This is a genomic window from Halomonas citrativorans, from assembly GCF_014898005.1.
Lineage (GTDB): Bacteria > Pseudomonadota > Gammaproteobacteria > Pseudomonadales > Halomonadaceae > Vreelandella > Vreelandella citrativorans.
Genome location: NZ_JABUYX010000011.1, coordinates 23,513 through 36,588, shown reverse-complemented (window position 1 = coordinate 36,588; position 13,076 = coordinate 23,513). Strand labels below are relative to the sequence as shown.

Sequence of the window (13,076 nt, the reverse complement as noted above, 5' to 3'; positions counted from 1 at the left end):
GAGTGGCAGGCAGGACGGAAGATACGGGACCAGAAAAGGAGCAGTGGTAATGGGCCAGAAATTTGTACTCGTAGGTGATATAGGAACCGACCATGATGGTTATCCCCCTACGCCCGTCATTGCGGGTAGTGGCACGGTCATCATGGATGGCAAACCGGTGGCCCGAGTAGGTGACCCGTTAGAGCCTCACGATAAGCCCAATCACCCCCCGCACCCACGGGCGATAGCCCAGGGTTCCGGCACGATTCTTATTGACGGCAAACCAGCTGCTTTAACAGGCCATGCGGTCGATTGCGGTGGTGTCGTCATTGGTTCAGGTTCAGGAGAGGGCAGTTAAGATGGCAAGCACAGGATTGCAATTTACCCTGACGTTACCCGGCGTTGATGATATCGCGGTGATCGACTTTACCCACCGCGAAGCGCTCTCCCAGCCTTTTGAACTGGTACTCAACCTGGCCAGCCGCGACGGCCGCCTGGACGCCGCCGAGCTGCTGGACCGCGAAGCCACCCTGACCGTTTGGCAGGATGGTGAAGCGTTGCGTCACGTGCACGGTATCGTTAGCGAGTTTGGTCGCGGCGACCGCGGCCATCGGCGCACCTTCTACTCCCTGGTGCTGCGCCCGGCGCTCTGGCGGCTTTCGTTGCGCCATAACTCGCGTATCTTCCAGAAAGTCGACCCGCTAACCATCATCAATACCCTGTGTGATGAGCGCGGCATTACCGATGTGGCCTTCGCCGTCACCCGCGAGCTGCCCGAGCGTGAATACTGCGTGCAGTACCGCGAGACCGATCTGGCATTTATCGAACGCCTCGCCGCCGAAGAGGGCTTGTTCTACTTCCATGAATTTGAAGAGAGCGCTCACCGGCTAGTGTTTGCCGATGATCCTCAAGTGCTGGCAAATTTAGGCGAGCGCACCTACCACAGCCGTGCTGGCGGCACCGCGCCCACCCGCCATGTGCGCAAGCTCAGCCACACTGCCCGTGTGGCGGCGGCCACTGCCACCCTGAAAGACTACAGCTTCAAGAACCCGGCCTACGCCCAACTGCACGAACACCTGGGCCGCGACGTGGAAGCTCACGGCCAGCAGACGGATTACGAACACTTCGATTACCCCGGCCGCTACAAGCAGGACGCCTCGGGCCAGCCGTTTACCCGCATCCGTCTGGAAGAGCTTCGCCGCGAAGCGATCACCGCGAATGCTGAAAGCGACCTGCCCGAACTTGCCCCCGGCGTGCGCTTCAGCCTGACCGACCACGACACGCAAAGCCTTAACCGCGACTGGCAAGTGGTAGAGGCACGCCACGTAGGCGAGCAGCCCCAGGCGCTGGAAGAAGATGGTATGACGCACAGCGATGCCAGCGGCATGACACGCTACGCCAACCAGGTCACCCTCATACCCGGCGACGCCCCCTGGCGCCCCACGCCCAATCCCAAACCCCGCGTGGACGGCCCCCAGGTCGCGTTTGTGGTCGGCCCGGAAGGCGAGGAGATCTACTGCGACGAACACGGTCGCGTAAAAGTACAGTTCCCTTGGGACCGCTACGCCGAACCCAATGAAACCGCCAGCTGCTGGGTGCGTGTGGCTCAGGGCTGGGCAGGCGGCGGTTATGGAAGCATTGCGATTCCGCGCATCGGCCACGAAGTGATCGTTTCCTTCCTCGAAGGCGACCCCGACCAGCCGCTGGTCACCGGACGTACCTATCATGCGGGTAATCTTTCACCGTACCCCTTACCCGAGCATAAAACCCGTACCAGTATTAAAACCCAGACCCATCAGGGCGAAGGGTTTAACGAACTCTGTTTTGAAGACCAGGCGGGGGAAGAGTTCATCTACATGCATGCTCAGAAGAATCTGGAGCTGCATGTCCTGAACTCCCGCCAGAAGCGCGTCGAGTTCGATGATACCGCCACCATTGGCAATAACTCACACCTGGCGGTGGCCAAGGATCGTGTGGAAACCATTGATGGCAATCGTGATGTCACCGTGCACACCAACCACACCGAACAGATCGATGGCGAGCGCGGGTTAAAGGTTGGGGGCAACTATCAAACCCATGCCAATGGCGATATTACCTTCAAGGCCGACGGCGAACTCATTCTCGATGCGACCAAGATCACGCTGGTCGCGGGCGGGTCGGCACTGGTACTCTCCGGCGGCAGTGTGGATGTGACACCGGTACTGAACGTGGGTTCGGCATCACCTAGCGCCGCAGCTCTGCCACCGGTGCCTGCCGTACTGGAAGTAGCCGCGGGCGAAGGCAGCCCCTTCGTGTCTCACTGTCCGCTGGAAGAGGAGTAACCATGGCGACGCCGGATTACTGGGTTGCCCGTTGCCATATTGTGGCCAATACCCCGGCAGCCAGACAGTGGGAGGAAGAAGCCGATGAGGCCGTCGTTTCCGTAGCGGTACTGGCCGCATCAGAAGATGAGGTGCGTGCGCTTCTTCAAACCCGGCTCCAGGAAGAAGGCTTGAGCCTTCTGAAGCTGGAGTCAGTGCAAACGCTTTTACAACGCTTTCGGCGCCAGGGAATGTCGCAGATGCTGGTGGAACTGGCCCATGCGACGTCATCTAAACAGCCGGTGGTGTACGGCGAGATGCTGCCCCTCATCGCCGAGCCGGAGCCTGTTGTGCCCGCGCCTTACATTGCCCCCATGACTTATAGCGAAACCTCATGGCAGGCATTGCTGAGTGCCAACCAGCCGCCCCTATGGGCAGTGGTGGACGGGGTGAACTGTCGCGAGGTGCAGGCACGCCTGGCTCAAACCGATGCGCAGCATACGTGCCTGTACGCCTCTACCAATGCCACGACTCAGGCCAATGCCCCCTGGCTTGTGCGTATTGAAGCCGACAGCGACATTCGCACTTGGCTGGAAAGCCTGCCCCAGGACCAGCACTGGGGCGTGCTGTTTCACTCCCACGCCACGCTCAAGCAACTGCGCACGCACCTTCGCAAGTTCACCATGCTCTGGACGTCCGCCAACGACCAGGCCCCGGTGTACTTCCGCTTCTACGACCCCCGTGTAGCCCTGGATATGACCCAGGCGCTCGAGCCCTGGAAGCTGGCGGCCTTTATGGCGCCGCTGGAAGCGATCATCGCGCCGGTGTCGCCGCTGATGGCGTTGCCATCGGAGCTAACGCTAACGCCGTCGGTAGCACTTGATACCCAGGCAAGCGAGGTGCAGGGCCGGCTGGTGCAGGTGTCGCTGAGTAGCCAAGCCCGCGATACCGGTAGGCAGAGCCGTCAGTTTGCTATCGGCCAGGAAGAGTTCGAACGCTTTGGCGTCCTGATGCAGCAGCGCGCCCAGGCGAACCTCGCCCTATCGCTTGGTGAGCAATACCCCCGAACCTTGATTGACCAACGTTTGTCAGCTGTTCAAACCGCCGCACAACTGGGGCAACGCTACGGGCTGGGGTCCAAAAAGCAGGTGCGAACGTTGACGAAGTGCGTGATCGAGTTTGGTGAAACGTTCCCCGACGGCCACATTGAGGCTCAGCGCATCCTGGAAAATCCCAAAATGGCTGGCTGGCGAAAGCGTGACCAGTTGGATGCTTGGCTACCCCGAGGACGCATTCGGCATGTGTTACTCGCACCGTATCGTCATGAGGAAGGCAATATGCAGCACGACAACTATCGACCCATTGTCAGTGAGGAGCGGTCATGAGTTATCAACCGACTCTTGAGGACATGGCGTATCTGGTGCAAGAGCAGTCAGAGGCTTTCAGACAGCCTGAAAGGTTACTAAGCAGGATCCAAAATGCGATGGCGAACGACGATAGCCATCCAGGAACGGTCGTCGCTCAGGGGCAAGTCAGCAATAGTATTTATAGTGAATATGTCTCTAGCGGCGCTGACCGGCTCACTGAAAGCCCAATTCCTTGGGAGCCAGCAGACGGAGAAAGCCGTCAAGACCCTGAATTTGGTGAAATGTGTGTTATATGCGCTTCGCAAACCCCTTGTATCGAGAAGGTTGAAGTTGTCTGTCACGGTGGTAGCAATGCACGGGTAGTTTTGCAGGGCGTAAATGAGCTAGAAGATACCGACTGCAAAATCTATTTCGTAGCCGACCAAGCGGTAGCGGGGGAGTTGAGCTTTGAAGGATTTCTGAGCGGTTCGACGTTCAAGGATGAGGGCACTGTCACCATCATGCTTGCCGATGACTGCCCACATCAAATGCACACGTTGTATTGGACCGAAGAGTTAAGGGGTACGCCTATTGGCTCGGGAGTTGAGATACCATTTAAAGTTGAAACGAATCCCCGTTCTCCTCTGACCAACATTCCTCGGTTAGGGGATTATGGCCTTGCTTTCGAGACGGCTGTCATTATTCTCGATATCATCATGAATCGAGGCATCATGGCAAAGGAGGAGCAATTCAGGATCAGTTATGACGGTACAAGAGACTTTCTTTTTACCTCTGTCACTGTGCCTAGCCTGAAATTTAAAGGAAAAGTGAGTGTACAGCCGCCTCAAATAGGAACCGAGAATATTCCACGAAGTGAGGCTAGGCGATTACGTGTTGAATTGGATATGGGGAGTAACCCCAGGCAGATTACGCATGAGCAGGGCTGGCAAGTCGATGCTGAAATAGGCGTAACGTGTGGCAGTAATACCAAAAATATCAAAGTAGGAAAATATCGTAGCGCAACCACGACCTACGATAGTGCTCCATCGCTTCGCAGGCAGCAAAATGCTCGTCAGCAAGGGAGTTCAATTGATCAATTTATTGATTCGTTGACAACCAATGCCAAGAGCTTGGCAAAAAGGCTGAGTACTGAACATGATACAGATAAATTAGCCAATATTTTTACGGTAGGCCCAAAGCTAAGTATGCAAGTTGGGACCGAGCAGATTGAGCAGGATGGAGGCCCTGAGCTTACGTGGAAGCTAGATGTAGGCCTTTCGTTGGATTTTGCATTTGGTGTCAAGGTCGATATTTATCTAGCGCTGAAGCGTGCGTTAAGAAGGCTGCCCGTCGTTACTCCTTTAGGAGCAGCGGCTCATACGCTAGTCACATTCTTGGAAGATGCGGAAACAGGAAGAAACCTGCTTGTTGCCCAATATCAAATTGATCCTTCGCTTTTCATGGCAATCTCGCTTGGGGCGGGGTTCAAGGCATCGGAGGATGCTACTGCCGATGAACTGCTTGGAGGCGTTTACGACTTTCATGAGGGGAAATTCGACGAATCAACTGTCAGAGGTCAGGTTGAAGTCAAACTTACCGCTAAGGCCATGGGCGGTATTCTTGGCTATTTTGACTCGATCATCACCGATAGACATGTTTTCAAATACGAGGCTGAAGTCGTTACCGAAGGTGGTATTCGAATTAAAACAAACGAAGGCCGTTGGGGGTATCAGCTTTACCACAAAGGCGCTGCCTTAAAAATAAAGTCGTTCAAGAAAGTGAATGTAGAGTCAGGTGGTCGACAATCAGATGCTGGTGGTCGCCCAAGCCCCAGTTCTAATAATTCACGACAAGCCGTACTAAACACCATGACAATCAACTGGGTTGAAGATTCAGAAAATACTAACACTTACCCCCTCGCAGAGGGCTATACAGGGGAGTTTATAACTTTCTCATGAAAACATTAGTGGCGTTATTACTATCTTTTTTAGTTATGATGGAGACACAGGCAATGGCCCAAGAAACACAGTACCAGTTCGGCGTACGCTGGAGCGTGAATGGGTTGGCATCTTCAGTAGACATGCAAGAGATAATGCTAAATTTTTCAGGGGTGCCGGGGCATCAAAATACAATGCTGCCAGCATCCCAATACATACGTAATGGTCGTAACGAAATCCAGTTCTACGCATGGCCAGTGCCCTCTGATAAACCATTTGAAGAGCAGCATGAGTTGCGCCTCTCCATGGAGTATTGGGAGCAGGGGGAAAACCCCAACACTGAAGCCAAAACCGCCTTTGAGGTTGTTATACAACCTGGTCTCGAAGGTTTTAAACCAGAAGTTGTTAATGTAGATGATCAAGCTCCATTAAATGTGGTAGCTAGTTCCATCCGTTGGGATGATGACTATTTCAGACTGGAGGTGCCTTTTAACAACCGTCAGCCGATGCCCACTTGGTGCTGGGAGGAAGGCGACGTATTAAGAGACAGTAATGCTACCCGTGATAGCCTAGCCCGTGAATATCGCCGACTATATACACTCTTTGAGGCCCAAGATAACAATGCGCTAATGGACGCATCGAAAACCATGATTGAAGAGCTTGCTTTAGCTTCAGGAGAATCCGAAGCCTACGTGCGCCAGCGAGCAAGTTTTAGCATGTTCTTTGATAATCCTAACCTTTTCCAGCTAGATCCTTTTCCAGAAGAGCCGATGACATTGAATTTAGGAGCGGATAATCGTGTGGCTTGGCTTACCCGTGAGGGAGTAGCAGCGCCGATTCGATTTGGGCACGCAGGAAGTGATGAACAAGTCTCAAACGTAAGACTCTACTTCATCCAACGCGATGGCCAGTGGGAAATCTGCCGATGAAACCCGTAGCTCGTAAAGGCGACCTGCACAGTTGCCCCATCCATGGCCACGGCACTACCGAAATCACCTCCGGTTCGCCCTCTCAAGTAGAGGGCCAGCCCGTAGCGCGGGTGGGGGATAAAACCGGCTGCGGTGCGACCATTATCGAAGGTTCCAGCCACTCCCATCATGATGGCCGCCCCACGGCATATCTTGGCTGCAAGACGGATCATGGCGGTGAGATTATTACCGCGTCGAGCAGTGCTAAGGTCGAGCCCTAAACCGCGTGTAGGCCAGCTGCTGAATCCGCGCTTCCCTAGGCAGGCGGCTACGGCAGTATCGTCATCCCCAAGATTGGCCACGAGGTCATCGTTTCCTTCCTGGAAGGCGACCCGGATCAGCCGTTGGTCACTGGGCGTACCTGTCACGCGGATAATCTTTCACCGTACCCATTTCCCGAGCATAAAACCCGTACTGGCATTAAAACGCAGACCCATCAGGGCAAAGGGTTTAACGAACTCTGTTTCGAAGACCAGGTGGGGGAAGAGTTCATCTACATGCATGCCCAGGAAAACATGGAGCTGCATGTTCTGAACTCCCGCCAGAGGCGGGTAGAGTTCGATGACATCGCGACCATTGGTAATAATTCCCGCTTGTTGGTCGCCAAGGACCGCATCGAAACCATTGACGGCAATCGCGATGTCACCGTGCACACCAACCACACTGAACAGATTGATGGAGAGCGCGGGTTAAAGGTTGGGGGTAGCTATCAAACCCGTGCCAATGGCGATATTACCTTCAAGGCGGACGGGGAGCTTATGGCGCGTGTCAAAGAGCAATGTCTGCTGGCCGCAGCATGTCAAAACCTCAAGAAGATCGCGCAGGCGCGTTGGCGCTGGCTTTTTTACGTGTTGTTACGTCACCTGAGGGCTCATATGGCTTATCAACGGGCGCGTGAAGAGGCAACCAAAACAATGGACAAGCTTCGTTCAGCGGTCGGCCTTGGGCGGTTTTGTCTGATGGATGATTGACGCACTTTTTAGCGTAAAAAAGCCAGCCTCAACGAGGCTGGCTAGCGGTTTTCAATGACTGCCCAACTGTATTACTTCACTACCGGGCAACGCTCGCGGCGCAGTGACTTCATTAGTGTGTCATCGACGTCCAGGTGGCCTTGAGCAATGCTGGCGGGTGTCAGTGCCAGCCATTGGTTCAGTGAGACATCGCGGTAGTCGCCCTTGTTGAATACGTTGAGAACATACACTGGCTCGTCACCGATATTCTCAATGTAGTGCGCCAGGTTTTTTGGCACATAGCCGACGTCGCCGGGGCCGTAGTTAAAAGTACGCGCATTGCTGACAGCATTGAACACCGTCATGCGTGCTTGGCCAGACAGGTAGTACTGAATTTCATCAGCATCGGGGTGTCAGTGAATTTCTCGCATACCGCCGGGCTCAAGCTTAATCATCAACATCGCCATGGTCGTGACGTCGAAACTTTTCGAATCGATGATTTTGGTCGCGCCGCCTTGCCATGTGTTTTCAGGAATATCGCCTCCCCGGAACACATATTTGCCGGTCATGTTACCAGCGCCGAGCTCTTCGCGAACCTGCTCAATGGGCGCTGGTTGTGGCTGACGGAAAATATACTTTTCAGAAGGCGGGATGTTGTCGAAGGCACTTTCCGGAACACCGAAGTTCTTGGCCAGCACCTCTTTCGGCATATGTGCGAAGAGCTCTGTGACGAGCAGTGTCTCGTTTTCGGAGAAGTTACCGTCATTGAAGATCAGCACGAATTCGGTACCTTCTTCAAGACCCTGAATGGCATGTGGAACGCCTGCGGGGGCAAACCAGAGATCACCTGGCCCGAGATCTTCAACCAGCGTTTGACGGTTTTCGTCAACCAGGTAGAAACGCACGCGGCCTTCCGTTACATAGGCCCATTCGGCTTCTTTATGCCAATGGAGTTCACGAATAACACCAGGGCCAAGGCGCATATTAACGATAGCGAGTTCTTCCAAAGCCGGGCACTCGCGCAGCGTCACTTCCCGCGCCCAGCCGCCGTCTTCAAGACGGTTATGAGCCATGGCGAACGGAAACTTCAGGTTCGGGATCCCGGCATTGTCGGTTTCTGGAGGCAGGAAGATATCTGGGTTCATTTTATCCAGAACAACATTACGTGGGCCTGGGTCGTCAGCGCCCTGGGTTCCGCGAATGGGCTGAGGTACGTCTTTATCAGTCATGGCTTTGCTCCTGTATTTACTTACAACGTATTGGTCAATGTAGTTATTGTTACAGTTGAAGTGGATAACAGCCGGGTGATGCTATTCAGAAATTAAACGAACTCCTCACTCTCCTTCGCGCTATATAACCGTACGGCCAGAGCATCAAACTCCAGGTTCGATATGTCTGCTTTAGAAACGTTATCATTGAACTTTCAAGATAAAGTGGTGTGCTATTTTTCTTAGGCACCTGCAAGTCCACTGCCAACCATATCTAGCGGCTTAATAGTCTTGTCGAAGAGTTCGGCACTAACCTTGCCTGAAGCCAAGGCAGCATCACGCAGGCTTGTGCCGTCCGCGATTGCCTTTTCGGCTATGTGCGCTGCATTTTGATAACCGATCACGGGCGATAGAGCCGTTACTAGCATCACACTTCCTGCGACGTATTCTTTGATTTTCTTCTCGTTCAGTTCCGTGCCTTCCACAGAAAACTCACAAAATCTACCGCATCCATCGGCGATAATCCGGGCAGAATGCAAAAAGTTATTGATGATCACAGGCCGCATGGCGTTAAGTTCGAAGTTGCCTTGGCTGCCAGCGACGGAAACAGCTGTATCGTTGCCCATTACCTGGATAGCAATCATGACGATTGCTTCGCACTGGGTTGGATTAACCTTTCCAGGCATGATAGAAGAGCCAGGTTCGTTGGACGGCAAGGTGAGTTCGGCGAAGCCGCAACGCGGTCCAGAAGCCAGCCAGCGCATGTCGTTGGCAATCTTCATTAACGCTACTGCAAGCCCACGAAGTGCTGCATGTGCTCGGACCATTGCATCCAACGAGCCTTGTGCGGTGAACTTGTTAGGTGCTGTAATGAAAGGCTTGAAAGTCAGTTCGGCGATTTTTGCAGCAACGTCGACGGCAAAGCCTTTAGGCGCATTCAGGCCAGTGCCAACGGCCGTTCCACCGACAGCCAGCTCGTAGAGCCCCGAGCGGCTGGCCTCAATGTCAGCAATTGCTGCTCTAATCTGCCCGGCCCAACCGTGCCATTCCTGGCCAACCGTTAAAGGGACAGCATCTTCCAGGTGCGTACGTCCAATTTTTACTACGTCCATCCAGCGGTTGGCTTTGCTCTCAATCGTCTCCACAAGCTTTGTTACTTGGGGCAACAGTACCTCATCAATCGCGAATACTGAGGCGATGTGCATGGCGGTAGGAAATGTATCGTTTGACGACTGGCCCATATTGACGTCGTCGTTTGGAGCAACGGGTTGCTGAGAACCGATGCTACCGCCAAGAAGCTGAATTGCCCGGTTCGAAAGTACCTCATTAACATTCATGTTCGACTGAGTACCAGATCCTGTCTGCCAGACATACAGCGGGAAGTGGGCGTCGAGCTTACCGGTGATCGCCTCATCAGCGGCATGAATGATTGCGTCGCGCTTAGTGTCAGACAATCGACCAGCCGCCGCATTTACCATAGCGCATGCCTTTTTCACGTATCCATAGGCGTGATATACCTCTTTTGGCATTAAATCATCACCAATATTAAAGTGAATCAGCGAGCGCTGAGTCTGGGCACCCCAGTAACGATCCGCCGGCACGTCGACACTTCCCATAGAATCGAATTCAGAACGTGTGCCGTCGGCCTCAATGCCAATGGGGAGATCACGTAAGGCATCTGCTTGATTATTCGTCGTCATAGCTTATTATCCTGTATACAAAGATATAAAAGCGTAGCTGTCGTTGGAATGGGGGGAGACGCTGATGGCGTCATTGAAATATCGTCAGCGACAATGAACTGACAGCCTGCCCCCTATGTGAAGGTAGACTGTCAGTTCGCACTACTTTAATCAGCTTCCACAGGGTTATAGACTGGCCACCACTGAGCCTCACGTACGGCTTCCACAGGGTCCGAAAGATCCTTGGCGCGCACCAGCCCTTGACTCTGAGCAACCCGAATTACTTCCACAGCGACTGCACTGGATGTGGTGCGCAGCTCTGCATTCGATGGTAGAAGCGAAGCGCCGGGCTTATCTTCAGGACCTTGGCCCGCGACCGCTTGCGCGGCAGCAAAAATCATTTCATCCGTAATCTTGGCCACGCGTCCAACAATGGCGCCAAAGCCCAACCCAGGATAGAGAGCTGCATTATTAGCCTGGCCAATGACATAGTTGACACCCTTGTACTGCACGTCATCGAAGGGAGCGCCGGTGGCGACAAGTACCTTGCCGTCTGTCCACTCTATGAGATGAGCAGGAGTTGCTTCATGCAGTAAGGTGGGATTAGAAAGCGGAAAGATGATGGGCCTCTCAACATTGGACGCCATGTCACGGACGATGCTTTCGGTAAATCGGCCTGGGGTCGTCGACGTTCCAATAAGGATAGTTGGCTTCACTTCGGAGACTACCGCCGCAAGGTCGATAATTCCGCTAGCGGCAGCGCGTGCTGCGCGTAGAGCCTCCATTGCAGGCCAGCGACTTTCGTCGGCCGGAATTGGCTCACAGGGTGTGCGTTTCCAATTAGTGACTTCATCAAGGGGCCGCGCATATGGACGCTGGAAATCAAGTAGGCCGTCCGTCATGTCGTCAGTAAGCAAGCCAGGAAGGTCCACCAACCAAATTTTACGAGTCGCCTCTTCTTTAGATACTCCGTGGCGAACCATTTGGTCCCGAATCTGATCTGCAATGCCGCACCCTGCTGTACCAGACCCTACGACTACAACGCGTTGTTCATTCCAGGGGTTTCCTGTGCGTTCTACCGCGTTTAGTAGACCTGCGAGTACGATTGCGCCCGTACCCTGCATGTCATCATTGAACGTTGGCAGCTTATCTCGATGACGCGCCAGAATGCGGCGTGCATTGGTGGAACCGAAGTCTTCCCAGTGCAACATTGCTTTAGGGAACAACTTATGCGCTGCGGCCGCATAGGCGTCCACAAAATCATCATACTGCTTGCCTCGTATACGACCATGGCGGTACCCAACATACTGGGGGTCATTCAACAATTTCTCATTGTCAGTCCCTACATCCAGTATCACCGGCACCACTCGGTGCGGATCTACGCCAGCAGCTGCAGTGTAAACAGCCAACTTACCAATAGAAATATCGATGCCGTTGGCCCCCCAATCACCGATACCAAGGATTTCCTCGGCATCAGATGCCACAAGCAAATCAATGTCATTCGCGCCTGCACCGAAGGCCGCAAGTTTCTCCTCGATTTTTTCTGGCTCATTGATTGAAAGGAAGATCCCACGTGGCCGGTGCATGATCTCACTAAAGTTCTCAATTGCCTCACCAACGATAGGGTCATAGACGATGGGAAGCATTTCCATCATATGACGTTGAAGGAGAGCATAAAATATTGTCACGTTGTCATCATGGAGATCCCACATATATATATGTTTTGCGAGATCAGTAGGTGCCGCGCTATAGGCCGCATAAGCGCGGATGAGTTGCGGTTCAAGTTCAGTAGTAATAATTGGGGGAAGCAGCCCGTTAAGACCAAGTGCGTCACGCTCACTCTGACTAAACGATGTTCCCTTATTTAAAGATGGGTCGCGAAGTACTGCGTACCCACGTGCTGCTGTTGTAATGCGCGTGCGACCAGAGCTATCTTTCGATATGTTGGCTTGCCTGCTAAACATTATAACTCTCCGTTTAATCGTTGCGACCCATCGTCGCTTTTTTCGCCAAAAGCCTGTAGTACAGGCGTTATTAGTTACCCATCATCTGATCTTGATAGTTCTTGTAATGGTTGTTGCTCATGAATAACTTCTTTTTAAACTGCTTAAGAGGTCATTAATGATACTTACCAATGTAGATTAGCTTATGAAAAAAACAATATAAAAGTTAGGATGATTTGACGCTTTTTATGGATAGGTATGAGAGAAGCAAATAAGCCTTTAATATTAATATTGTTTTATAAAAAATATTGCTTATTTATTTTTAAAGTGATGGATGCAGCTTCTAAGTGAGCAACAAAACAGTCATCATGGAGTGGGTGGCGGAGCACCCGTGGTGCTTCGCCATCAGTTCGCTCATCATCTCAACACTGGAAGTCAAGCCGCTTCACGGATGCATGTTGAATTTTATGAAAAACTGTTGGCGCACTGCCCTCTTGATCAGATGGCCTTCTCAGCGTCCTTGAAATTCGTGTTTTCCACCTCGGGAAGACATGGTTGAATGCTGGCGATGCTAAAAACCAGGTGTTTGAGTATATCAATGCGCAACTGAGCGAACCCTGCGAGCGCTACAATGCGCTATAGAGTACTTCGTATTTCTAGTCAATCTAATATAAATAATATTTGGGATGTGTTTTTTGTTATTGATTGTTCTTTCATGATGGGGTATTAATTATTTTTTTGTCTTATATTGGTAGTAATAATGCAG

The 13,076-nt window shown here is 52.7% G+C and carries 10 protein-coding genes and 1 pseudogene; 7 read left to right on the top strand and 4 right to left on the bottom strand.

Annotated features, from left to right (window positions below):
• Positions 1–49: 49 nt before the first annotated feature.
• Genes INT20_RS11445 through INT20_RS11415 form a run of 7 tightly spaced genes read left to right on the top strand, consistent with a single transcriptional unit; the run spans position 50 to position 7,501 of the window.
• A complete protein-coding gene (locus tag INT20_RS11445; protein WP_192528360.1) occupies positions 50–337 on the top strand; it encodes a type VI secretion system PAAR protein in 288 nt (95 codons plus the stop codon).
• Position 338: 1 nt separating this feature from the next.
• Complete coding sequence (locus tag INT20_RS11440) at positions 339–2,300, top strand: type VI secretion system Vgr family protein (protein ID WP_193054725.1); 1,962 nt, start codon at positions 339–341, stop codon at positions 2,298–2,300.
• Positions 2,301–2,302: 2 nt separating this feature from the next.
• The gene (locus INT20_RS11435) at positions 2,303–3,664 is read left to right on the top strand and encodes a DUF4123 domain-containing protein (RefSeq protein WP_193054724.1); all 1,362 of its coding nucleotides are present in this window, start codon (positions 2,303–2,305) and stop codon (positions 3,662–3,664) included.
• On the top strand, positions 3,661–5,583 hold the full coding sequence (locus tag INT20_RS11430) for a hypothetical protein (RefSeq protein ID WP_193054723.1): 1,923 nt from the start codon (positions 3,661–3,663) through the stop codon (positions 5,581–5,583). Before INT20_RS11435 ends, INT20_RS11430 begins: the two co-directional genes overlap by 4 nt.
• Positions 5,580–6,491: a hypothetical protein gene (locus tag INT20_RS11425; RefSeq protein WP_226912147.1), complete on the top strand. Its 912-nt coding sequence runs from the start codon at positions 5,580–5,582 to the stop codon at positions 6,489–6,491. The genes INT20_RS11430 and INT20_RS11425 overlap by 4 nt, the downstream gene beginning before the upstream one ends.
• Positions 6,488–6,751, top strand: coding sequence for a PAAR domain-containing protein (locus INT20_RS11420; protein ID WP_193054722.1), 264 nt, complete (start codon positions 6,488–6,490; stop codon positions 6,749–6,751). Before INT20_RS11425 ends, INT20_RS11420 begins: the two co-directional genes overlap by 4 nt.
• Positions 6,752–6,808: 57 nt before the next feature.
• Positions 6,809–7,501, top strand: coding sequence for a bacteriophage T4 gp5 trimerisation domain-containing protein (locus tag INT20_RS11415; protein ID WP_407647900.1), 693 nt, complete (start codon positions 6,809–6,811; stop codon positions 7,499–7,501).
• A gap of 71 nt (positions 7,502–7,572) precedes the next feature.
• On the opposite strand, the pseudogene INT20_RS18090 reads toward INT20_RS11415, so the two are convergent.
• The 4 genes and pseudogenes from INT20_RS18090 to INT20_RS11400 all read right to left on the bottom strand — a co-directional run.
• Positions 7,573–7,881 (bottom strand): annotated as a pseudogene (locus tag INT20_RS18090) (cupin domain-containing protein); the annotation flags it as partial.
• Positions 7,882–7,893: 12 nt separating this feature from the next.
• The gene (locus INT20_RS11410) at positions 7,894–8,709 is read right to left on the bottom strand and encodes a cupin domain-containing protein (RefSeq protein WP_226912146.1); all 816 of its coding nucleotides are present in this window, start codon (positions 8,707–8,709) and stop codon (positions 7,894–7,896) included.
• A gap of 221 nt (positions 8,710–8,930) precedes the next feature.
• Entirely contained in the window at positions 8,931–10,388 is a 1,458-nt protein-coding gene (fumC, locus tag INT20_RS11405; RefSeq protein WP_193054720.1) for a class II fumarate hydratase, read from the bottom strand.
• A gap of 146 nt (positions 10,389–10,534) precedes the next feature.
• Positions 10,535–12,331, bottom strand: coding sequence for an NAD-dependent malic enzyme (locus INT20_RS11400; RefSeq protein WP_193054719.1), 1,797 nt, complete (start codon positions 12,329–12,331; stop codon positions 10,535–10,537).
• Positions 12,332–13,076 lie beyond the last annotated feature (745 nt).

Bases quoted from the DNA above. Each gene is read 5' to 3' on its own strand.
- INT20_RS11400 (WP_193054719.1), bottom strand. From the start codon at position 12,331: ATGTTTAGCAGGCAAGCCAACATATCGAAAGATAGCTCTGGTCGCACG.
- INT20_RS11435 (WP_193054724.1), top strand. From the start codon at position 2,303: ATGGCGACGCCGGATTACTGGGTTGCCCGTTGCCATATTGTGGCCAAT.
- INT20_RS11425 (WP_226912147.1), top strand. From the start codon at position 5,580: ATGAAAACATTAGTGGCGTTATTACTATCTTTTTTAGTTATGATGGAG.
- INT20_RS11445 (WP_192528360.1), top strand. From the start codon at position 50: ATGGGCCAGAAATTTGTACTCGTAGGTGATATAGGAACCGACCATGAT.
- fumC (WP_193054720.1), bottom strand. From the start codon at position 10,388: ATGACGACGAATAATCAAGCAGATGCCTTACGTGATCTCCCCATTGGC.
- INT20_RS11430 (WP_193054723.1), top strand. From the start codon at position 3,661: ATGAGTTATCAACCGACTCTTGAGGACATGGCGTATCTGGTGCAAGAG.
- INT20_RS11420 (WP_193054722.1), top strand. From the start codon at position 6,488: ATGAAACCCGTAGCTCGTAAAGGCGACCTGCACAGTTGCCCCATCCAT.
- INT20_RS11440 (WP_193054725.1), top strand. From the start codon at position 339: ATGGCAAGCACAGGATTGCAATTTACCCTGACGTTACCCGGCGTTGAT.
- INT20_RS11410 (WP_226912146.1), bottom strand. From the start codon at position 8,709: ATGACTGATAAAGACGTACCTCAGCCCATTCGCGGAACCCAGGGCGCT.